This is a genomic window from Nevskia sp. (assembly GCF_021732705.1).
Taxonomy (GTDB): domain Bacteria; phylum Pseudomonadota; class Gammaproteobacteria; order Nevskiales; family Nevskiaceae; genus Nevskia.
This window is the reverse complement of the sequence record NZ_JAKFUM010000006.1, coordinates 205,619-225,945: the sequence shown is the minus strand read 5'-3', so window position 1 is coordinate 225,945 and position 20,327 is coordinate 205,619. Positions and strand designations below refer to the sequence as shown.

Below are 20,327 nucleotides of genomic sequence, written 5' to 3'. Positions count from 1 at the left end.
TACCTCGTTCAAGACAGGGATGCGGTCAGATTCGGGTCGGCACGGCGGCTGCCGGCAGTTGCCGTGGCGTCTGCGGTCGCGGCAGCGGCCGGTGCCAGTCGCGCGGCGAGTTGGGCTGCGACGACGAACAGCAGGCCTTCGGCAGCGAACACCAGCGCGTAGGCCAGGCCGTCGCTGCCCACCAGTCCGCGGGTGACATCGCTGGCCGCAGCGCCGGCGAAACCACCGAGGCCGAAGGCGATCGCCTGCGCAGCCCCCCACAGGCCCATGCGCACGCCTTCGCGCGAGGCGCGACCTTCGCTGGCATACGACATCATCGATCCGATCGCCGACACCGCGAACGCGCCGTTGGCCGCGCCCAGCAGGAAGACATTGGCCTTCAACGGCCAGCCGGCACCGATGACGCCACCGAACGCGAGCGCCAGCAGCGCCAGTGCCGAGGCCAGGCAGCCGCCGATGGTCCAGGCCTGCAGCGAGCCGAAGCGCCGCCCGCGGAAGCCGCTGCCGGCCAGCGCGACAAGAATCATCCCGACGAACACACCGCTGTGCTGGGTGCCGGCGAGCCGGGTCGATTCACCGGGCGAGAAACCGAACACCGAGCCGGCAAACGGCTCCAGGATCAGATCCTGAGCGCTGTAGGCCAGCATCGAGATGAACACGAAGATGGTGAAGCGACGCGCGCGCGATTCGGCCCACACTTCGCGCAGCGCCTGCAGGAACGGCGGCTTGTCGTCGGCCTCGCCCTGCTGATGCCCGATGCCATGACCTTCAAGGCCCCACGTCGCCAGCAGCGTGATCGCGAGCGCGGCCAGCGCCACTGCCAGCGTGATCAGCACCAGCCGGGGCGCCGAGTAAGGATCCAGCAGGTTGCCGACGACGACCGTCGTCACCACGAAGCCCGCGATCATCATCAGCCAGACGATGGTCGCCGCTGCCGCGCGACGCGACGGATCGACGCGCTTGGCCAGCAGGACCAGCAGCGAGGTGCCGGCCGAGCCGACACCGACGCCGATCAGCAGGAATGCCAGCACCGACAGCGCGATGCCGGCCGTCAGTGCCGAAGCCATCAGGCCGATCGCGAGTGCCGCCAGCACGCCACCCAGCCCCAGCACCGCCATGCCACCGATGATCCACGGCGTGCGCCGCCCGCCGACGTCGGACCCGAAGCCAAGCCGCGGACGCAGGATCTGAACCGCGTAATGCAGCGCAACCAGCGCGCCCGGCAGCATCGCCGGCAATGCCAGTTCGACGACCATGACACGGTTCATCGTCGACGTGGCAATGACCACGATCGCACCGAGCGCGGCCTGCACGAAGCCAAGCCGGACGATGCCGAACCAGCCGAGATCGGCCGGCTGCGACGCGGCTCGCGGCGCCAGGGGCTTCATGCGCTGAGCTCCTGCGCGAAGCGGACGGCGAAGGCGCTGACCATCATCCCGCCGACGTACAGCGGAATGCCGAAGCCGCTGTACCAGAGCGCACGTTCGCGCGGTGTTTCGAGGAAGCGCTTCATCATGATCAGCTGCACCGCCAGCAACGCGGCGATGGCCATCGCGTGCCCGGACATCTGCCAGTGCAGCAGCAGCGCGATGACCACGACCTGCGGCAGCGCCATGATCGCGCAGGCAGTCAACGCGGCGCCGCGAACGCCGAGCCGCACCGGCAGCGAGCCGATGCCGTGAAACTTGTCACCCTCGATCGACTTGAAGTCGTTCAAGGTCATGATGCCGTGCGCACCGGCGCTGTACAGCGCGGCCAGCGCCAGCGATTTCGCACCCGGCGTAGCGCCACCGGCCATCACCGCGGCGCCCGTGGTCCAGGCCAGACCTTCGTAGCAGATCGCGCAGGCGGTGTTCCCCCACCAGCCGTTGCGCTTCAACCGCAGCGGCGGCGCGCTGTAGGCCCATGCCAGCAACAGGCCGGCGACGGTGGCGGCAAAACCCCAGGGACCGAGCACCAGCGCTACCAGCAGCGACAGCACGGTCCAGCCGATGGCGATGTAGTAGCCCCAGAGTCCGGGCATGCGGCCCGACGGGATCGGACGGTTCGGTTCGTTGATCGCGTCGACGTCGCGGTCGTACCAGTCGTTGACGGCCTGACTCGTGGCGCAGACCAGCGGTCCGGCAATCAGGATGCCGATCAGGATCAGCGGCCAGCGATCCGCCAGTTCGACGCCGGACGCGATGACGCCGCAGGTGAACGCCCACATCGGCGGAAACCAGGTGATCGGTTTCAGCAACTCCGTGACAGCGGAAAGCGCGGGGCGAGCCATGGGTTTCCCGGAACGAGTGCCTGCGGCGAGACTCGCACAGCCCGGGAAAACCGTCAATCTAAATTTACACTACCAAGTGTCAATAGGAAAAATCAAACGGCAGCCCAGCCCGCGATGGCGAAACCGTCTCGATTCGAACCGGGATCGGGGGCGTCGAAGCGGCGAATGCACCGAGCCAGACGGGCCAGTCGCCGGTCACGGCTTGTGGTCGTCCTGCTCGTCCGACGACGACGGCTTGCGCATCGACCACCAGGCTTCCAGACCGAGCCCGAGAGCCAGAGCGAGACCGGCCCACTCGAACACCGGCACGCCCAGAAAGGTCATCACGGAACGATCACGCAGCGGGTTCCGGCTCGTCGGGACCGAGGTCGCCGAGACCGTAGCGACGCAGCTTCACGTACAGGCTCTGACGGCTCAGGCCGAGCATTTCGGCGGCGGAGGCGCGGTTGTCGCGCGTCAGTTCCAGCGCGGCCTCGATGCAGAGCTTCTCGATCAGGTCGGTCGACTCGCGAACCAGTTCCTTCAGCGACACGCGTCCGACCAGCTCGGTCAGCTGATTGGCCGAGCGTGGCAGCTCCTGCGCCACGCGGGCGCTGACCGTCGTCACGCGCCGGCCGACATCACGGATGGTGAAGCCGAAGCACGGCGGCTCGCCCTGCGGCACGGCCACGCCGGACACTTCGACATCGGCCATCGAGCCATGCTCGCCGCGCAGCACGGTCGAGAACAGTCGCACCGATCCATGCTGGCGCAGGCTGCCGACCAGCACGCTGAAATCGACACCGGAACGTCCCAGCCAGCGCTCCAGCGATTCGCCGCGCAGCTGGCCTTCGCTGGCCGCCTGCACCAGATCGACGAACGCGCGATTGGCGGTCAGCACCTGACCTTCAAGGTCGGTGACGACGAAGCCGTCAGGCACGCTTTCCATGACCTTGACGATCGACCGCGGGACGGTCGACTCGGCGCCATCGCCGCGCACCGGCGACAACCGCACCAGAAAGAACGAGCCGTTTTCCTGCGAGAACAACGAGGCGGCGATCAGGAATTCGCGGGCATCGGTGGTCAGCCGCACGCGGGTGTCCTCGCCGCGCCCGACCGCCCTCGCCCGCGCCAGCAGCACGCCGATGGCCTGTGTGCTGTCGGCATCGAAGCCTTCCGGAAAGCTGCGGCCGACGACCTTGCGCGACACCTCGCCGAGCAGACTGCCGGCCGCCGGATTGGCTTCAACCACCTTCAGGTTGACGGCATCGACGATCAGCACCGCTTCGAGCGACGACTGGAACAGCAGCCGGTAGCGCGTCTCGACATGGCGCAGGCGCCAGTAGTCGCGTTCCATCGACTGCTGGGCATCGACCAGCCGCTGCTGCAGCTGCGCGCTCGGACGAAGATCGCGTCCGAACGCGACCACCTGCCCGCCGCTGCCGACCTGCACGGCCGAGTACAGCACCGGTACATCGTTGCCGCGTGCCGACGGATGATTGACCTGGCGCCAGCGGCGATCCGCCTTCGACGCCGCGTCGCGCAGCAGGGTTTCGACCTTGCCGCGACTTTCGAGCGTGACGGTTTCCGCCCATGGCTGGCCGATCCACTTCCGGCAGCCTTCGAGCATCATGTCGTCGCTGCCCAGCGCGACATCCCGGATCACGCCATCGCCGTCGAGCACGAGCGCGACATCGGCAGCGGCGGCGATCAGATTCGATGCCGATTCGGCATCCAGTTCACCCAGCCTGCCGCCCGAAGGCTGCGTCTGATTCACGGCCGGGGCTCCTTTCTGATCATCGATGACGGGCAGCCTCTCGGCTTGTGGAAGTATTGTTGGCCGACGTTCGACGCAGCCCGATGCGGCCGCCTCGTTCAGCGCCGCTGACGTTGTGAAACCTTGATTCCCGCCTGTTCGACGGCGCCCCGGGCATCAATCGCGGTGCCATCGGCACCGACGGCTGCTGCGAGCTCCGGGTTCTCTGCAAACTTCGGTCCGCCCACAAGAATAACAAGCTCGGGGTTGCGCAAAGCACTCCGGATGTTCCGCAGCCAGGTCGCAAGTCCGTCGAGATGGCCATCGATGCCGACCGAGATGCCGACGCTGTCGAACCACTCGGCCGACACCAGCGGACAGACCTCCTGATGCACCATGCCGGGCCCGCCCTGCACATCCCAACCGCTGCGGATGAAGAACTCCTTCACCATCATCAGACCCAGCGAATGCTGTTCGCCCGGTGCCGGCGTCAGCAGGACACGACGGCAGGCCTGCGGGTCGCGATCGCCGTCGATGTCGCTGTCGCGGAAGACGGCGCTGAACTCGCGGATGACGTGCTGCAGCCGGCCCAGCGCCATCGTCACTTCGACGAAGTCGCAAAGATCCTGCTCCCACTGCACTCCAAGGTGGCGGGCCGCGGGTGCCAGCAGGTCGAGGTACAGGGTCTCGATCAGATAGCCCTGATCGAGCATGGCCTCCATGTAGCCGCAAGCGGCAGCGGCATCGTGCGACAGGACCAGGCTGGTGAACTCGATGACGTGCTCGGCCGTCGGCAGCAGGCCGGCGTGCGCATGGTCGGTCGACAGCGTGCCGACGCCCTTGTGGGCGAGCAGCAGCCTCGGAATGATTTCGCCTTCGATGGTGCGGATGAGCGGCTCGAAGGGCCGGTCAGTCCGCTTGTCCAGCATCCAGCTCGCCGCCGCATCCGGACTGGAGACCCCACTGTCCGATGCGTCGGGACGCAAGCCCCGTGTCGTTGTCGCCGTCAATCCCGCCCCCGTCAGCCTTAGCATTTGATTTTTTCTCCCAAATCAAAACGCTTTGCAGAGTCCCGGAGCATCGACGATGTCGGGTATGGCGATCTGATGTCGCCGTGCCCAATCACGCATGGTGCAGAGGTTTGATGCTACGGGGACATACACCTTGCTTCACTAAGGCGATGAGCAATCTTGCGCCCGAACCCAAGACCGGTCAAAGCCACTGACCGGAGCTTTGCACAGGCTTTTCCAAATGTCACGTTTTGATTACGTCAATTTTAGTTGACAGTCCTGAACCGCCGGACTAGATTCACTCCAAGGCCTCACCCACTGCGGAGAGAAAGGCATGGACAAGCGGGGAGTCACTTCGGCGCGGCGCAAGCCGCTTTACACGCCGGAACAGCGTGTACGACGTGATGCCTCGGGCTGGACTCTGGTTCAGGGCCTGTTGGCACCATTCCAGTTTCTGGTTTTCCTGATCAGCCTCGGCCTCGTGCTTCGCTATCTGTGGACCGGCGAAGGCGAGCAGGCGGCGCTGTTGTCGATCGTGGTCAAGACACTGACGCTGTACACCATCATGGTCACCGGCGCGATCTGGGAAAAGGTCGTGTTCGGGAAGTACCTGTTCGCCCCGGCCTTCTTCTGGGAAGACGCGGTCAGCATGATCGTGATCGCCCTGCACACCGCCTATCTGTGGGCGCTGTGGACCCACGCCCTCGGCGTCACCGAACTGATGGTGCTGGCGCTGGTCGCCTACGCCACCTATGTCGTCAACGCCGCGCAGTTCATCTGGAAGCTGCGCATGGCGCGGCTCGATGCGGCAACCGAACCTTCCTTCACCGCGCCGGCCGGAGCCCTCGCCAAATGAGTTCAGCCCTTGCCGCCGTTCCGGTGGTCGTTCAGTCACGCCCGGCCGCCGGTGGCTGCAGCGATGCGCCCGTCCTCAAGGAACGCGGCCAGCGCGAAGTGTTCTGCGGCCTCACCGGCATCATTTGGCTGCATCGCAAGATCCAGGATGCGTTCTTCCTGATCGTCGGCTCCCGCACCTGCGCCCACCTGATGCAGTCGGCCGCCGGTGTGATGATCTTTGCCGAGCCGCGTTTCGGCACGGCGATCATCGACGAGCGCGACCTCGCCGGCATGTCCGACGCCAACGACGAGCTCGACCGCGTCGTCGCCCAGCTGCTGGCCCGCCGCCCGGACATCAAGCTGCTGTTCCTCGTCGGCTCCTGCCCGTCGGAAGTGATCAAGCTCGACCTGTCGCGCGCCTCCGAGCGTCTCGCCCGGCAGCACGCGCCGAAGGTCCGGGTGCTGAACTACTCCGGCAGCGGCATCGAGACCACGTTCACCCAGGGCGAGGATGCCTGCCTCGCGTCGCTGATCCCGGCCCTGCCGGCATCGGCCGCCGCCGCGCCGAAATCGCTGCTCGTGGTCGGCGCGCTGGCCGATGTCGTCGAAGATCAGTTCCGCCGCCTGTTCAGGGCGATCGGCATTCCGGACGTGCAGTTCCTGCCGCCGCGGCGGTCGACGGAACTGCCGACCGTCGGCCCGAACACGCGCTATCTGCTGGCGCAGCCGTTCCTGTCCGATACCGCGCGCGCGCTCGAGGAGCGCGGCGCCACCCGCCTCGATGCGCCGTTTCCGCTCGGCGTTGAAGGCACCACCGCCTGGCTCGAAGCCGCCGCGGCCGAATGGGCGATTCCCGCCCCGAAGTTCCAGGCCGCCATCGCACCGGCTGCGACCCGCGCCAGCGCCGCGCTCGATCGCATCCGCAGCCAGCTGGCCGGCAAGCGCATCTTCTTCTTCCCCGATTCGCAGCTCGAGATTCCGCTCGCCCGCTTTCTGTCGCGTGAACTGGATGTCGAACTGGTCGAAGTCGGCACGCCGTTCCTGCATCGCAGTCACCTTGCGCAGGAACTCGCGCGCCTGCCGGCGGGCACCAGCCTGAGCGAAGGCCAGCACGTCGAGCGCCAGCTCGATCGCTGCCGCGCCGCAAAGCCGGACATCGTCGTCTGCGGGCTCGGTCTGGCCAATCCGCTCGAAGCGGAAGGCATGACCACCAAGTGGGCGATCGAACTCGTCTTCACCCCGATTCAAGGCTACGAGCAGGCGGCCGATCTGGCCGAGCTGTTCGCCCGCCCGCTGGTCCGCCGCACGAAACTGGCCGCCTGACATGCAACTGACGCTCTGGACCTACGAAGGACCGCCGCATGTCGGGGCGATGCGCATCGCCACCGCGATGAAGGATGTGCATTACGTCCTGCACGCGCCGCAGGGCGATACCTACGCCGATCTGCTGTTCACGATGATTGAGCGGCGCACCCGTCGCCCGCCGGTCACCTACACCACGTTCCAGGCCCGTGACCTCGGTGGCGACACCGCGCAGCTGTTTCAGGACGCCGCGCGCGATGCCTTCGAGCGCTTCCAGCCGAAGGCGATGCTGGTCGGGGCCTCGTGCACGGCCGAGCTGATTCAGGACGACCCGGGCGGCCTGTCCGAAGCGCTGAACCTGCCGATCCCGGTCGTGGCGCTGGAGCTGCCGTCGTACCAGAAGAAGGAAAACTGGGGCGCGGCCGAGACGTTCTACCAGCTGGTTCGGGCGTTGGCCGGACCGCACGTTCCGCCACCAGGGCAGAAGCGCGAACGCGAAGCCGGCCGCAAGGCCCGCTGCAACCTGCTCGGCCCCACGGCGCTCGGCTTCCGTCATCGCGACGATGTCACCGAGATCAGCGGCCTGCTGGCGCGGATGGGCGTCGAGATCAACGTGATTGCCCCGCTCGATGCCACCGCCGCCGATCTGGCGCGACTAGGCGACGCCGACTTCAACATCGTGCTGTATCCGGAAACCGCCCAGCAGGCGGCCGGCTGGCTGCTGCGCAACTTCGGCCAGCCGATGGTCAAGACCGTGCCGATCGGCACCGGTGCCACCTGCGAGTTCATTCGCGAAGTCGCCACCCTCGCCGGCATCGACCCGACCGCCACCCTTGACGATGCGAATCGCCGCGCGACCTGGTACGCGAAGTCGGTCGACTCGACCTATCTCACCGGCAAGCGCGTCTTCGTCTTCGGCGACGCCACGCACGCCGTGGCCGCCGCCCGCATCGCCAGCCGCGAACTGGGTTTCACTGTGGTCGGTATCGGCACCTACAGCCGCGAGTTCGCCCGCGAAGTTCGCGAAGCCGCGAAGCTCTACGGCGTCGAGGCCCTGATCACCGAGGACTACCTCGAGGTCGAAGCCAGGATCGCCGAGCTGAATGTCGAGCTGCTGCTCGGCACCCAGATGGAGCGCCACATCGCCAAGCGCCTCGGCGTGCCGTGCGCGGTGATCTCGGCGCCGGTGCACGTGCAGGACTACCCGGCGCGCTATTCGCCGCAGATGGGTTTCGAAGGCGCCAACGTGCTGTTCGATACCTGGGTCCACCCGCTGATGATGGGGCTCGAAGAGCACCTGCTCGGCATGTTCCGCGAAGACTTCGAGTTCCATCCGGAAGCCGCGCCGTCGCACCTCGGAGGTGCCGTCTCGGAGCGCCGGGTCGACGCTGCCGCGCAGATGCCGACCATGCCTGTCGAGGCGCTCGCAGCCGCCGCGGCCAGCGCAGCGCCCGAGCTCGCCGTGGCCGAAGCCGACGCGCCGTGGAACGGCCAGCCGGTCTGGTCCGCCGAGGGCGAGAAAGAGCTCGGCAAGATTCCGTTCTTTGTGCGTGGCAAGGCGCGTCGCAATACCGAGGCTTATGCCCGGGATCACGGCGTCCGCGTCATCACTGTCGAGGCGCTCTACGATGCCAAAGCTCATTTCAGCCGCTGACGCGAGCGGGACGCCCGTCCCGATGCGCGTCGTGATCGTGACGATGGACAACCATCTCGCGAGCGCCACGCAGCGTGCGGCTGTCCGGCTGGCGCGCGAAGTGCCGGGACTGGTGCTGACCATGCACACGGCCGCCGAATGGGGCGCCGACGAGCGTCTGTTGCACAAGTGCCACGAGGACATTGCCCGCGGCGACATCATCATCAACACGATGCTGTTCGTCGAAGAGCAGTTCATGTCCGTGCTGCCACAGTTGCAGGCACGTCGCGACGCCTGCGACGCGATGATCGGCTGCATGTCGGCCAGCGAGATCGCGAAGCTGACCCGGCTGGGCCGCTTCAACATGGACGGCAAGCAGGAAGCCAGCGGCGCGATGGCGATGCTGAAGCGCCTGAAGCCGAAGCCGAAGGAAGGCGGAGGCGCGGCCAGCACGGCCGGTGCCGAGCAGATGAAGATGCTGCGCCGCCTGCCGAAGCTGCTGCGCTTCATTCCAGGCACCGCGCAGGACGTGCGCGCCTACTTCCTGACGCTGCAGTACTGGCTGGCCGGCTCGGAAGACAACATCGTCAATCTGGTCAAGTTCCTCGTCGACCGCTACGCCGACGGCCCGCGCAAGGCCCTGCGCGGCACGATCAAGTCGGAACTGCCGATGGAGTATCCGGATACCGGCGTCTATCACCCGCGCCTGAAGGGCCGGATGAGCGACACTGCAGCGGCGCTGCCGAGAGTCGGCAATCGCGGCACGGTCGGCGTGCTGATGCTGCGCTCGTATCCGCTGGCCGGAAACGCGGCGCACTACGACGGCGTGATCGCGGCACTCGAAGCGCGCGGCCTGAACGTGATTCCCGCATTCGCCTCGGGCCTTGATTCGCGCCCGGCGATCGACCAGTTCTTTATCAAGGATGGCCGCGTCACCGTCGATGCCGTGGTCTCGCTGACCGGCTTCAGCCTCGTCGGCGGGCCGGCCTACAACGATGCCAAGGCCGCCGAAGAGATTCTGGCCAAGCTCGATGTGCCGTATATCGCCGCCCATCCGCTGGAATTCCAGACGCTGGAGCAGTGGGGCGCCGGCGAACGCGGCCTGATGCCGGTGGAGTCGACGATCATGGTCGCGATTCCGGAACTCGACGGCGCGATGATGCCGACGGTCTACGGCGGCCGCTCGAATTCGGCCGGCGAGCAATGCACAGGCTGCCATCGCGGCTGCGTGTTCCCGCCGTCGAAGACCGCGCGCGACATGCAGAGCTGCATCGAACGCGCCGAAACGCTGGCCAGCCGCATCGACAAGCTGGTGCTGCTGCGGCGCGCCCAGCGTGCCGAACGCAAGGTCGCGATCGTGCTGTTCAACTTTCCGCCGAATGCCGGCAACACCGGCACCGCGGCCTATCTTGCCGTGTTCGAGTCGCTGTTCCGCACCCTGCAGGGCATGAAGGCGCAGGGCTATTCGGTGGACGTGCCGGCGACCGTCGACGACCTCCGCGATCGCATCCTGCACGGCAATGCCGAGCGGCTCGGTGCCATGGCCAATGTCGTGGCGCGGATTACGGTCGACGATCACGTCAAGCGCGAAGTCTGGCTGACCGAAATCGAGGCACAGTGGGGCCCCGCACCAGGCAAGCAGCAGAGCGATGGCCGTTCGATCCACGTGCTCGGCGAACAGTTCGGCAACGTGCTGGTCGGCGTGCAGCCAGCCTTCGGTTACGAAGGCGACCCGATGCGGCTGCTGTTCGAGAAGGGCTTCGCGCCGACGCACGCGTTCTCGGCGTTCTATCGCTGGTTGCGCGAGGATTTCGGCGCGCATGCGGTGCTCCACTTCGGCACCCACGGCGCGCTCGAATTCATGCCGGGCAAGCAGTCCGGCCTGTCCGGCGCGTGCTGGCCGGATCGCATGATCGGCGCACTGCCGAATATCTATCTGTACGCATCGAACAACCCGTCGGAAGGTGCGATCGCCAAGCGCCGCTCGAATGCCACGCTGATCAGCTACCTGACGCCGCCGGTGGCGCATGCTGGCCTGTACAAGGAGCTGAACGATCTGAAGTCGTCGATCGAACGCTGGCGCGGACTCAGTCCGGAAGAGGCGCACAACCGTGCCTCGCTCGCAACGCTGATTCAGGCGCAGGCCGCGGCACTCGATCTAGCGGCGGCCGAACCGCAGTGGCTGCTTGATACCGAAGCCGATGCTCGGGTCGATCATCTGAACGCGGCGGTGCTGGAACTGGAGTACACGCTGATCCCGCATGGTCTGCATGTGGTCGGCGAAGCGCCGACGGCGCAAGAACGCGCCGACCTGCTGGCCTCGATGGCCGAGTCGATGCAGGGCACGCGACTGACACCGTCGGTGGTCGATGCCATCGCGCGTGGCGCCACCGTCGACACCGCGCTGGCAATGGCCGGCCTCGTGCATGACGACAGCGCGCGCAAGCTGTTCGGCGATCTCGTCCACAGCAATCGCCTGCTGGGCGAAGATCACGAAGTCGAAGGCATCCTCAAGGCGCTCGACACCCGCTTCGTCCGCCCGGCTCCCGGTGGCGACCTGATGCGCAACGCCGCAATCCTGCCGACCGGCCGCAACCTGCACGGTTTCGATCCGTTCCGGATTCCGAGCGCGTACGCGGTCAAGGATGGTGTCGAGCAGGCCCAGCGCCTGATCCAGCGCTACATGGACGATGGCAATCCGCTGCCGGAATCGATCGCGCTGGTGCTCTGGGGCACCGACAACCTCAAGTCCGAAGGTGCGCCGATCGCGCAGGCACTGGCGCTGATGGGCACCAAGCCGCGCTTCGATGCCTATGGCCGTCTGGCCGGTGCCACCCTGGTGCCGCTGGCCGAACTCGGCCGCCCCCGCATCGACTGTGTCGTGACCCTGTCCGGCATCTTCCGTGACCTGCTGCCGCTGCAGATCAAGCTGCTGGCCGAAGCCGCGTTCATGGTCGCCAGTGCCGACGAGCCGTCGGAGATGAACTTCGTCCGCAAGCACGCGCTCGCCTACATGGCGACGCATGGCTGCGATCTCGAAACCGCCGCGCTGCGCGTCTACGGCAATGCCGATGGCGCCTACGGCTCGAACGTCAACCATCTGGTCGAGAACAGCAAGTGGGATGAGGAAGACGAACTGGCCGAGACCTACACCAAGCGCAAGAGCTTCGCGTTCGGACGCAGCGGCGTGCCGACCTGTCAGGGCGCGCTGCTGAAGTCGGTGCTGGCCGATGTCGACCTCGCCTACCAGAACCTCGATTCGGTGGAACTCGGCGTGACCACGGTCGACAACTACTTCGACACGCTCGGCGGCATCAGCCGCGCCGTGGCCCGTGCTCGTGGCGGCAAGACCGCGCCGGTCTACATCGGCGACCAGACCAGCGGGCCGGGCACCGTCCGCACGCTGACCGAGCAGGTTGCGCTCGAAACCCGGACCCGCATGCTCAACCCGAAGTGGTACGAGGGCATGCTCAAGCATGGCTTCGAGGGCGTGCGTCAGATCGAAGTCCACATCACCAACACGTTTGCCTGGTCGGCCACCACCGGCCAGGTTCAGCCGTGGGTGTACCAGCAGTTGGCTCAGACCTTCATTCTGGATCCCGAGATGCGCGAGCGCCTCGCCAAGTTGAATCCAACCGCTTCATCGCGCGTGGCCAGTCGCTTGCTGGAAGCGACGGAACGCAATTACTGGACGCCGGACGCTCAGACGCTGGAGGCATTGCGGAATGCCGGCGATGAGCTGGAAGACCGGCTCGAAGGCATTCAATTCGCGGAGGCAGCATGAGCAGCATTGGCAATATCCCGGTTTCGACCGTTCGCAAGATGGTCCCGCCACCCGACGGCGCCGGCAGCGTGCAGGTGCACCTCGACGCCGCGCAGAAGATCGGCAACGCCAAGGTCTTTGCCGTCTACGGCAAGGGCGGCATCGGCAAGAGCACGACCTCGTCGAACCTCTCGGTCGCGTTCTCCAAGCTCGGCAAGCGCGTGCTGCAGATCGGCTGCGATCCCAAGCACGATTCCACTTTCACGCTGACCAAGCGTCTGGTGCCGACGGTGATCGACATCCTCGAAACCGTCGACTTCCACGGCGAGGAACTGCGGCCCGAGGACTTCGTCTACGAGGGCTACAACGGCGTGATGTGCGTCGAGGCGGGTGGCCCGCCGGCCGGTACCGGCTGCGGCGGCTACGTCGTCGGCCAGACGGTGAAGCTGCTGAAGGAACATCACCTGCTCGAAGACACCGACGTGGTCATCTTCGATGTGCTCGGCGACGTGGTCTGCGGCGGGTTTGCCGCTCCGCTGCAGCATGCCGACCGCGCGCTGATCGTTGCCGCCAACGACTTCGACTCGATCTTCGCGATGAATCGCATCGTGGCCGCGATCTCGTCCAAGGCCAAGAACTACAACGTGCGGCTCGGCGGCGTCATCGCCAACCGTTCGCGCGAAACCGATCAGATCGACAAGTACAACGCGGCGATCGGCCTGGAAACGCTGGCCCGGTTCCCGGATCTCGATGTCATCCGCCGGTCGCGACTGAAGAAGTCGACCCTGTTTGAGATGGAGGATTCGCCGGAACTGAAGGCAGTCACCGACGAGTACCTGCGTCTGGCCGGCAATCTCTGGATGGGAACCAAGCCGCAGCTGACGTCGCCGCTGAAGGATCGCGAAATCTTCGACCTGCTCGGGTTCGAGTGATGAGCGCCGCACCGACCCGGAACAGCTATGTCGAGCGCCGCGGGCAGCTCGAAACCTATTTCGACCGCACCGCGGCCGATACCTGGGCCAAGCTGACGTCGACCGCCAAGGTCAGCCGCATCCGCGAAACGGTGCGTGCCGGCCGTGACGAGATGCGCAACACGCTGCTGAGCTGGCTGCCGGCCGACATGAACGGCCTGCGCCTGCTCGATGCCGGCTGCGGAACCGGGGCCCTGTCGGTCGAAGCAGCGCGGCGCGGCGCGGAGGTCATCGCCATCGATCTGGCCGCCAATCTGGTCAACGTCGCCCGCGAACGCGTGCCGGCCGACCTCGGCAGCGGCCGGATCGAGTTCCACGTCGGCGACATGCTGAACCCGGCTCTCGGCAGCTTCGATTACGTGGTCGGCATGGATTCGCTGATCCACTACGGCGCGAACGATATCGTCGCCACGCTGGAAACCCTGATGGCCCGGACTCGGCGCGGGGTGCTGTTCACGTTCGCGCCGAAGACGCCGTTGCTGACCGTGATGCACAACGTCGGCAAGATCTTCCCGCGCGGCGACCGCGCGCCTGCGATCGTGCCGGTGACGGCGATGACCCTGTGCACGCTGATCCGGCAGCGACCGGTGGCAGCGGACTGGCGCTTCAGCCAGACGCGCCTCGTCACCAGCGGCTTCTACAAGTCTCAGGCCTGCGAACTGGTCCGCGCATGAACCCCGTGCCCGAACGCCCGAAACTGGCAACGAGCTGGATGCGCGTGTCTTCGCGCTTCCTGCCGTTCGCCGATGCTGCGACGCCGGAGCTGCCGCTGCCGCGGCTGCTGCGGCTGTCGCTGTTTCAGGTGTCTGTCGGCATGGCGATCACGCTGCTGATCGGCACGCTGAATCGGGTGATGATCGTCGAGCTGAAAGTCTCGGCCTTGCTGGTCGGGCTGATGGTGGCGCTGCCGCTGCTGTTCGCGCCGTTCCGTGCGCTGATCGGCTTCCGTTCGGACACGCACAAGTCTTTCCTCGGGTGGCGGCGCGTTCCGTTCATCTGGTTCGGTTCGCTGCTGCAGTTCGGCGGGCTCGCGATCATGCCGTTCGCGCTGCTGGTCATGACCGGCAAGGGCGCTGGCCCGGCGATCATCGGCGAGGTGGGTGCCGCCCTCGCCTTCCTGCTGATCGGCGCCGGCATGCACACGACGCAGACGGTCGGCCTGGCGCTGGCCACCGATCTGGCACCGGTCGAATCGCAGCCGCGCGTCGTTGCGCTGATGTGCACGATGCTGCTGTTCGGCATGGCGGCGTCGGCGCTGGTGTTGGGCGTCTTGCTCGCCGATTTCAGCCCGCTGCGTCTGGTGCAGGTGATTCAGGGCACGGCCGTCGTGACGATGATCCTGAACGTGATCGCCTTGTGGAAGCAGGAAGCACGCGACCCGTCGCGCACCGCCCACGAGCTGCCGACGCCAAGCTTCCGTGAATCCTGGGAAGCATTCAGCCGCACCGGTCATGCCGTGCGCAGGCTCGTGGCGCTTGGCCTTGGCACGGTCGCGTTCTCAATGCAGGACATCCTGCTGGAGCCGTTCGGCGGCGAAGTGCTGGGCCTGTCCGTCGGCTCGACGACCGGCCTCACCGCCTTCATGGCCTTCGGCGGCGTGGCCGGCTTCGTGCTGGCGGCACGCGCGATCGGTCGCGGAGTCGATGCCTATCGCATCGCCGGCTTCGGTGCCGCGCTGGGCCTCGGCGCCTTCGTCACCGTCATCTTCGCTGCACCGCTGCAATCCATCGGCCTGTTCGCGCTGGGTGTGGCACTGATCGGCTTCAGCAGCGGTCTGTTTGCGCACGCCACGCTGACGGCCGCCATGAATTTCGCACCGCGGTCGCAGATCGGCCTGGCACTCGGCATCTGGGGTTCGGTGCAGGCCACCGCCGCCGGCAGTGCCATCGCCGTCAGCGGCCTGATCCGCGACAGCGTCGCCGATCTCGCCACCGCTGGCGCACTGGGTCCGGTCGTCACCGGTCCTGGCGTGGGCTACACGGCGGTCTACGCCGTCGAACTGTTGCTGATGTTCGCAACACTCGTCGCGATCGGACCGCTGGTCCGCAGCGCGCCGACTGCCACCGAGCTGGCCGCTGCAGACGCACTTTGGAACAACGTGAAGTCCCTGAATCTACGAGAGGAGATCGTGCAATGAGTACCGGAGCCATCACCCAGACGATCGATATTGCACAAGTCGTGCTCTATCTGTTCTGGGCCTTTTTCGCCGCGCTGGTCGTCTATCTGCATCGCGAGAACCAGCGCGAAGGCTATCCGCTGGAATCGCTCGATCGCTCGGCCAGCGGCCTGCAGGAAGGCCTGTTCGGCCGTCCTGATCCGAAGACCTACCTGCTGCCGCACGGCAAGACCAAGACTGTGCCGGAAGAATGGAAGGCTGGCCCGGCCCCGGCCGTCGGTGGCAAGCCGGCAGACCGTTATCCGGGATCGCCGCTGGTGCCGGTCGGCAACCCGCTGCTCGCCGGCATCGGCCCCGGTGCCTGGGCTGACCGCGACGATCATCCGGACATGACGTTCGAAGGTCAGGTCAAGATCGTCCCGCTGCGCGCCGATGGCGACTACGGCGTGGCCGAAGGCGATCCGGACCCGCGTGGCAAGTCCGTGTTTGGTGCCGATGGCAAGGCCGGCGGCAAGGTCTACGACATTTGGGTCGACCGTTCCGAACGTCTGTTCCGCTATTACGAGATCGAAGTCGAGGGAGGCCGCCGCGTGCTGCTGCCGTCCAACTTCGCGAAGGTGCAGGGCAACGGCACGATCAAGGTCCTGGCGATTCTCGGCAGTCAGTTCGCCGACGTGCCGGCGACCAAGCAGCCGGAACAGGTGAGCCTGCTCGAAGAAGACGTCATCTCGGCTTACTACGGTGCCGGCACGCTGTACGCCACCGCCGACCGTCTCGGACCGCTGCTGTGAGCAGCCATTCCGACGCCCATCACGACGACTTCAACAGCGTTCCGGTGCGCGAGCTGCCGGGGCGTCTGCCTGAAGGCGAGCGCGTGCTGTGGCAAGGCGCGCCGATGTGGAAGTCGCTGTTCTGGCGCGCCTACTACGGGCGTCTGATGGCGATCTACTTCTCGATCCTGATCGCCTCGCGCGGCATCTCGGTGCTGGCCAGCGGCGGCGACCTCGCCGCTGCCGCCATCGGCATGCTGTGGCTGGCGCCGCTGGCAATCGCCGGCATGGGGCTGATGGCTGGCGTGGCGTGGTTCAGCGCGCGGGCGTCGTACTACACAATCACCAACAAGCGCGTGGTCATGCGGATCGGCGTCGTGCTCGAAATCACCTTCAATTTCCCGTTCACGGTGATCGAGTCGGCAGGCCTGCGCATGAACGGCGAAGGCACGGGCGACCTGCCGCTGCAGTTCAAGGCAGGCGAGAACATCGCCTATCTGCACCTGTGGCCGCATGCCCGTCCGTGGCAGTTCAAGCGTACGCAGCCGATGCTTCGGTCCGTAGCCGAGCCGCAGAAGGTGGCGCGCCTGCTGGCCGATGCCCTTGCTGCCGAAACGGAAGGTCTGACACCGAAGGTGGCGATCAAGTCCACGCCGCGTCATGCGCCGGCGCCGTCGTCGGCGATGTCGGCCGCCGGTTACTGATCGCACTGATCGACCCTCCCAGAAACTCGAAGCCGATATCGCCATGAACGAGCCGCAGACGCTGCAAAACCAGGTCCCCGAGCGCTTTCCGAGGGTCATGCTGCTCGCGATCGGCTCGGTCATGGTGCTGAGCTTCGCGCTGGCCGCCGTCAGCCGGATCCAGTCCGGCGGTGCGGCCGGTACTGACGCACTGAGCCAGCAGGAAGCCGCGCAGAACGCGGTGGTCGCCAGCCGCAGCCTGCGCTTCGAAGACCGGCCCGACGGCAGCATCGCGGTGATCGATGTCGCCGATGGTCTCGAGATCGATACCGTGAAGCCCGGTGCCGACAACTTCCTGCGCGGCACGTTGCGTGGCCTGGCGCGCGAGCGTCGCCGCGAAGGCATCGGCTCGGAGCCGCCGTTCACGCTCAGCGCACAGGCCAACGGCTATCTGGTGCTGACGGATCCATCCACCCGGCGCTCGATCAACCTCGGATCGTTCGGGCCGACCAACGCCGAAGTGTTTGCCCGCTTGCTGATGGCCAAGGGCAACCACACACTCGCCTCCTCCCAATCGAATTCGCCGAGCAATACGCCATGAGCACTGCCACGATCGAAGCGCGCCTGCCGAACGAGACGACGAAGGCGGCCCAGCAGGACACGCTGCTGACGCCCCGCTTCTACACCACCGATTTCGTGGCGATGGACCGGATCGACGTCAATCCGATCCGCGGCCAGTGGCAAAGCCTGATGGACGAGTACAAGGCCGACAACAACAAGACGCATTTCCAGCGTCCGGCCAATCTGATGGCGGACTATTCGGCGCTGCCGGAAGGCCTGTACAAGGAATTCGTCGATTTCATGGTCAGCTCGATCACGTCGGAGTATTCCGGCTGCGTGCTGTACAACGAAATCAAGAAGAAGGTGAAGAACGAGGACATGCGTGAGCTGTTCGGCTACATGGCACGCGATGAAGCGCGTCATGCCGGCTTCATCAACCAGTGGCTGAAGGACTTCGGCATCGCCGTGGACCTGGGCTTCCTGACGCGCGCCAAGAAGTACACCTATTTCAAGCCGAAATACATCTTCTACGCCACCTACCTGTCGGAAAAGATCGGCTACGCCCGGTACATCACGATCTTCCGCCAGATCGAGAAACACCCGGAACTCAAGTTCCACCCGATCTTCGGCTGGTTCGACCAGTGGTGCAACGACGAATTCCGCCATGGCGAATCGTTTGCGCTGCTGATGCGCGCAAACCCGCACCTGCTGACCGGCCTGAACAAGCTGTGGATCCGCTTCTTCGTGCTGGCCGTCTACGCCACGATGTTCGTGCGCGATCAGGCACGGCCTGAAATGCACGCGGCGATGAAGATCGATCCGCGCGAATACGACTACACGGTGTTTCGCATCACGTCGGAAATCTCCAAGCAGGTGTTTCCGTTCACGGTCGACATCGACAACCCGACGTTCCGCGCCTGCCTGGAGAAACTGCTGGCCATCTCCACCGCGAACGATGCCGCGAAGGCACAAGGCGGCGTGCTGAACGCGATCAAGCGCGTGGGCTACGCGGCATCGGCTGCCCTGACGTTCTTCAAGCTGTACCGTGTTCCCGTCATTTCAAACGAGCTGCCGCAGAACGTTCGTCTCGCGCCGACCTGGTAGCGCGAGCAGCCCTGCCCCATGTCGTCCATCGCGTATCCGGTCGCGTTCACACTGTTCCTGTGGTGGTTCTCGACAGGCGCGATCCTGTATCTCGATGGCCTTCCGCGTCACACCTTCCGCTGGAGCCTGCTCGCTGCGACCGGCGTGCTGGCCGGTGCTCTGGTCTGTCTCGCACAGGCCAGTGCCGAAACGACCGCCACCAGCGCCTACGCGGCGTTCACCTGCGGCATCCTGGTCTGGGGCTGGCTCGAGATGAGCTTCCTGATGGGTTTCATCACCGGACCGAGGCGAACCCCCTGCCCACCCGCGAGTCGCGGGCTGCTGCGCATGCGCCATGCGATCGAAGCGATCCTCTACCACGAGCTGGCGCTGATCGGCGGCGCCGTGCTGATCGCGACATCGACCTGGGGCAATCCCAACCAGCTCGGCCTTTGGACTTACGCTGTCCTGTGGATCCTGCGGACGAGTGCGAAGCTGAACGTGTTTCTCGGTGTGCGCAATCTCAGCGAAGAGTTTCTGCCGGACCACCTGCGGTACCTTCAGACCTACTTCACGCGCAAGCCGATGAACCTGCTGTTCCCGGTCTCGGTAACCGTGGCGACAATCGCGGCAATCCGGCTTTGGCAGGCGGCGCTGGCACCGGGCGCCGGCGAGTTCGATGCAGCCGCGTTGAGCTTCGTCGCGACGCTGCTCACGCTTGCCGTGCTCGAGCACTGGTTCCTGGTCGTTCCGATCCCGGCCAATCTGCTCTGGCAATGGGGCCTTGCCTCGCGCAAGCCCGACGTCACCGGTAGCACGCGTTCCGGAGCGGCCTCGCTGTCCTGAGGGTCGCGCGCTGATTCGTCAGCCTGAATCGACGCGACTGCCAGTCAGCTCAATGCCGGTAACGTCGGCAGCGTTCTCAGCGCCACACCGGCAATCGCACCTGCGAACGCGCCGCTGACGACATCGACCATCGCATGCCTGCCGAGACTCAGGCGCGACCATGCGATCGCCACGGTCAACACCGCCAGCGTCGTCGTCGCGCCCGCTTCGGGCCACACCAGCGCCACCGCAAACGCGGCAAATGCCGTATGCAAGGACAGCTTGATCCAGCGTTCGCTGGCCACGGCGGTTGCCACGACAGCCGCAGACAGCACCGCACCGGCGACCAGAGTGGCCGACTGCTCCACTGTGGAGAGGCCCAGCGCTGCGAGGCCCAGCAGGCCCAGCAGTGCGCGATTCAACAGTCGGCGTTAGTCCGGCTTCGAGGCGTCGACATGGCTCCAGCGGCCGGCCCGGACCTGCACGAGGCACCAGACCACGACAACGACTGCCACGGTCACGGCCGCAAGCCCGGCCGCCATCGCCTGCTCGGTCTGAGCGGCGCGCCTGGAGGACAGCCACAGGATGGTGCCCGGAACAACGACCGCGGGGTGTCCGACGATCGACAGCACACGGGCGATGACGGAAGTGATCACGGATCAGCAGGGCGAGATGGCGCAAGTGCGCCTGCAGGACGGTAGCGAGGCGGCTGCCGCAAGGTCAATCGTGCACGGACGGATGGACGACAACGGTCATCGTCGGCAAC

At 66.1% G+C, this 20,327-nt stretch carries 19 protein-coding genes; 12 read left to right on the top strand and 7 right to left on the bottom strand.

What is annotated here, in order from left to right; all coding sequences use genetic code 11:
• Positions 1-8 precede the first annotated feature (8 nt).
• The 5 genes from QZ951_RS06490 to QZ951_RS06470 all read right to left on the bottom strand — a co-directional run bounded on the left by QZ951_RS06490 (position 9) and on the right by QZ951_RS06470 (position 5,041).
• Entirely contained in the window at positions 9-1,388 is a 1,380-nt protein-coding gene (locus QZ951_RS06490) for a BCD family MFS transporter (RefSeq protein WP_292999720.1), read from the bottom strand.
• Positions 1,385-2,272 (bottom strand): chlorophyll synthase ChlG, encoded by an 888-nt coding sequence (gene chlG / locus QZ951_RS06485; RefSeq protein WP_292999719.1) that lies wholly within the window; start codon positions 2,270-2,272, stop codon positions 1,385-1,387. The genes QZ951_RS06490 and chlG overlap by 4 nt, the downstream gene beginning before the upstream one ends.
• Positions 2,273-2,467: 195 nt before the next feature.
• Positions 2,468-2,596, bottom strand: coding sequence for a hypothetical protein (locus tag QZ951_RS06480; RefSeq protein ID WP_292999718.1), 129 nt, complete (start codon positions 2,594-2,596; stop codon positions 2,468-2,470).
• Positions 2,597-2,606: 10 nt separating this feature from the next.
• Positions 2,607-4,028, bottom strand: coding sequence for a transcriptional regulator PpsR (gene ppsR, locus QZ951_RS06475; RefSeq protein WP_292999717.1), 1,422 nt, complete (start codon positions 4,026-4,028; stop codon positions 2,607-2,609).
• 98 nt (positions 4,029-4,126) lie between these two features.
• Entirely contained in the window at positions 4,127-5,041 is a 915-nt protein-coding gene (locus tag QZ951_RS06470) for a B12-binding domain-containing protein (protein WP_292999716.1), read from the bottom strand.
• 310 nt (positions 5,042-5,351) lie between these two features.
• On the opposite strand from QZ951_RS06470, the gene bchF reads away from it, so the two are divergent.
• From bchF to puhE, 12 genes are read left to right on the top strand one after another with little or no spacing between them, the layout of a single operon-like run.
• Entirely contained in the window at positions 5,352-5,873 is a 522-nt protein-coding gene (gene bchF / locus QZ951_RS06465; RefSeq protein WP_292999715.1) for a 2-vinyl bacteriochlorophyllide hydratase, read from the top strand.
• Positions 5,870-7,177 (top strand): ferredoxin:protochlorophyllide reductase (ATP-dependent) subunit N, encoded by a 1,308-nt coding sequence (locus QZ951_RS06460; protein ID WP_292999714.1) that lies wholly within the window; start codon positions 5,870-5,872, stop codon positions 7,175-7,177. The genes bchF and QZ951_RS06460 overlap by 4 nt, the downstream gene beginning before the upstream one ends.
• 1 nt (position 7,178) lies before the next feature.
• Positions 7,179-8,810, top strand: coding sequence for a ferredoxin:protochlorophyllide reductase (ATP-dependent) subunit B (gene bchB / locus QZ951_RS06455; protein ID WP_292999713.1), 1,632 nt, complete (start codon positions 7,179-7,181; stop codon positions 8,808-8,810).
• A complete protein-coding gene (locus tag QZ951_RS06450; RefSeq protein WP_366943816.1) occupies positions 8,785-12,573 on the top strand; it encodes a magnesium chelatase subunit H in 3,789 nt (1,262 codons plus the stop codon). Before bchB ends, QZ951_RS06450 begins: the two co-directional genes overlap by 26 nt.
• The gene (bchL, locus tag QZ951_RS06445; RefSeq protein WP_292999711.1) at positions 12,570-13,484 is read left to right on the top strand and encodes a ferredoxin:protochlorophyllide reductase (ATP-dependent) iron-sulfur ATP-binding protein; all 915 of its coding nucleotides are present in this window, start codon (positions 12,570-12,572) and stop codon (positions 13,482-13,484) included. The genes QZ951_RS06450 and bchL overlap by 4 nt, the downstream gene beginning before the upstream one ends.
• Entirely contained in the window at positions 13,484-14,197 is a 714-nt protein-coding gene (gene bchM / locus QZ951_RS06440; protein ID WP_292999710.1) for a magnesium protoporphyrin IX methyltransferase, read from the top strand. The genes bchL and bchM overlap by 1 nt, the downstream gene beginning before the upstream one ends.
• Positions 14,194-15,660: a PucC family protein gene (locus QZ951_RS06435; protein ID WP_292999709.1), complete on the top strand. Its 1,467-nt coding sequence runs from the start codon at positions 14,194-14,196 to the stop codon at positions 15,658-15,660. Before bchM ends, QZ951_RS06435 begins: the two co-directional genes overlap by 4 nt.
• On the top strand, positions 15,657-16,430 hold the full coding sequence (puhA, locus tag QZ951_RS06430; protein ID WP_292999708.1) for a photosynthetic reaction center subunit H: 774 nt from the start codon (positions 15,657-15,659) through the stop codon (positions 16,428-16,430). Before QZ951_RS06435 ends, puhA begins: the two co-directional genes overlap by 4 nt.
• On the top strand, positions 16,427-17,113 hold the full coding sequence (puhB, locus tag QZ951_RS06425) for a photosynthetic complex putative assembly protein PuhB (protein ID WP_292999707.1): 687 nt from the start codon (positions 16,427-16,429) through the stop codon (positions 17,111-17,113). The genes puhA and puhB overlap by 4 nt, the downstream gene beginning before the upstream one ends.
• Before the next feature lie 43 nt (positions 17,114-17,156).
• A complete protein-coding gene (gene puhC, locus QZ951_RS06420; protein WP_292999706.1) occupies positions 17,157-17,693 on the top strand; it encodes a photosynthetic complex assembly protein PuhC in 537 nt (178 codons plus the stop codon).
• Positions 17,690-18,757 carry a magnesium-protoporphyrin IX monomethyl ester (oxidative) cyclase gene (gene acsF, locus QZ951_RS06415; RefSeq protein ID WP_292999705.1) on the top strand — a complete coding sequence of 356 codons (1,068 nt, stop codon included), beginning with the start codon at positions 17,690-17,692 and terminating at the stop codon, positions 18,755-18,757. The genes puhC and acsF overlap by 4 nt, the downstream gene beginning before the upstream one ends.
• 18 nt (positions 18,758-18,775) lie before the next feature.
• Entirely contained in the window at positions 18,776-19,582 is an 807-nt protein-coding gene (gene puhE / locus QZ951_RS06410; RefSeq protein ID WP_292999704.1) for a putative photosynthetic complex assembly protein PuhE, read from the top strand.
• 44 nt (positions 19,583-19,626) lie between these two features.
• Here puhE and QZ951_RS06405 read toward each other — a convergent pair whose 3' ends face one another.
• Together QZ951_RS06405 and QZ951_RS06400 are read right to left on the bottom strand one after the other, a co-directional pair.
• Entirely contained in the window at positions 19,627-19,983 is a 357-nt protein-coding gene (locus tag QZ951_RS06405; protein WP_292999703.1) for a hypothetical protein, read from the bottom strand.
• A gap of 9 nt (positions 19,984-19,992) precedes the next feature.
• Positions 19,993-20,217 carry a hypothetical protein gene (locus QZ951_RS06400; RefSeq protein WP_292999702.1) on the bottom strand — a complete coding sequence of 75 codons (225 nt, stop codon included), beginning with the start codon at positions 20,215-20,217 and terminating at the stop codon, positions 19,993-19,995.
• Positions 20,218-20,327: the final 110 nt, after the last annotated feature.

What these genes read in the sequence shown, in the direction of transcription:
- QZ951_RS06490 (WP_292999720.1), bottom strand. Translation starts at nt 1,388, where the DNA reads ATGAAGCCCCTGGCGCCGCGAGCCGCGTCGCAGCCGGCCGATCTCGGC.
- QZ951_RS06470 (WP_292999716.1), bottom strand. Translation starts at nt 5,041, where the DNA reads ATGCTAAGGCTGACGGGGGCGGGATTGACGGCGACAACGACACGGGGC.
- bchM (WP_292999710.1), top strand. Translation starts at nt 13,484, where the DNA reads ATGAGCGCCGCACCGACCCGGAACAGCTATGTCGAGCGCCGCGGGCAG.
- puhE (WP_292999704.1), top strand. Translation starts at nt 18,776, where the DNA reads ATGTCGTCCATCGCGTATCCGGTCGCGTTCACACTGTTCCTGTGGTGG.
- bchB (WP_292999713.1), top strand. Translation starts at nt 7,179, where the DNA reads ATGCAACTGACGCTCTGGACCTACGAAGGACCGCCGCATGTCGGGGCG.
- bchF (WP_292999715.1), top strand. Translation starts at nt 5,352, where the DNA reads ATGGACAAGCGGGGAGTCACTTCGGCGCGGCGCAAGCCGCTTTACACG.
- QZ951_RS06450 (WP_366943816.1), top strand. Translation starts at nt 8,785, where the DNA reads ATGCCAAAGCTCATTTCAGCCGCTGACGCGAGCGGGACGCCCGTCCCG.
- chlG (WP_292999719.1), bottom strand. Translation starts at nt 2,272, where the DNA reads ATGGCTCGCCCCGCGCTTTCCGCTGTCACGGAGTTGCTGAAACCGATC.
- QZ951_RS06480 (WP_292999718.1), bottom strand. Translation starts at nt 2,596, where the DNA reads ATGACCTTTCTGGGCGTGCCGGTGTTCGAGTGGGCCGGTCTCGCTCTG.
- QZ951_RS06460 (WP_292999714.1), top strand. Translation starts at nt 5,870, where the DNA reads ATGAGTTCAGCCCTTGCCGCCGTTCCGGTGGTCGTTCAGTCACGCCCG.
- puhC (WP_292999706.1), top strand. Translation starts at nt 17,157, where the DNA reads ATGAACGAGCCGCAGACGCTGCAAAACCAGGTCCCCGAGCGCTTTCCG.
- acsF (WP_292999705.1), top strand. Translation starts at nt 17,690, where the DNA reads ATGAGCACTGCCACGATCGAAGCGCGCCTGCCGAACGAGACGACGAAG.
- QZ951_RS06435 (WP_292999709.1), top strand. Translation starts at nt 14,194, where the DNA reads ATGAACCCCGTGCCCGAACGCCCGAAACTGGCAACGAGCTGGATGCGC.
- puhA (WP_292999708.1), top strand. Translation starts at nt 15,657, where the DNA reads ATGAGTACCGGAGCCATCACCCAGACGATCGATATTGCACAAGTCGTG.
- bchL (WP_292999711.1), top strand. Translation starts at nt 12,570, where the DNA reads ATGAGCAGCATTGGCAATATCCCGGTTTCGACCGTTCGCAAGATGGTC.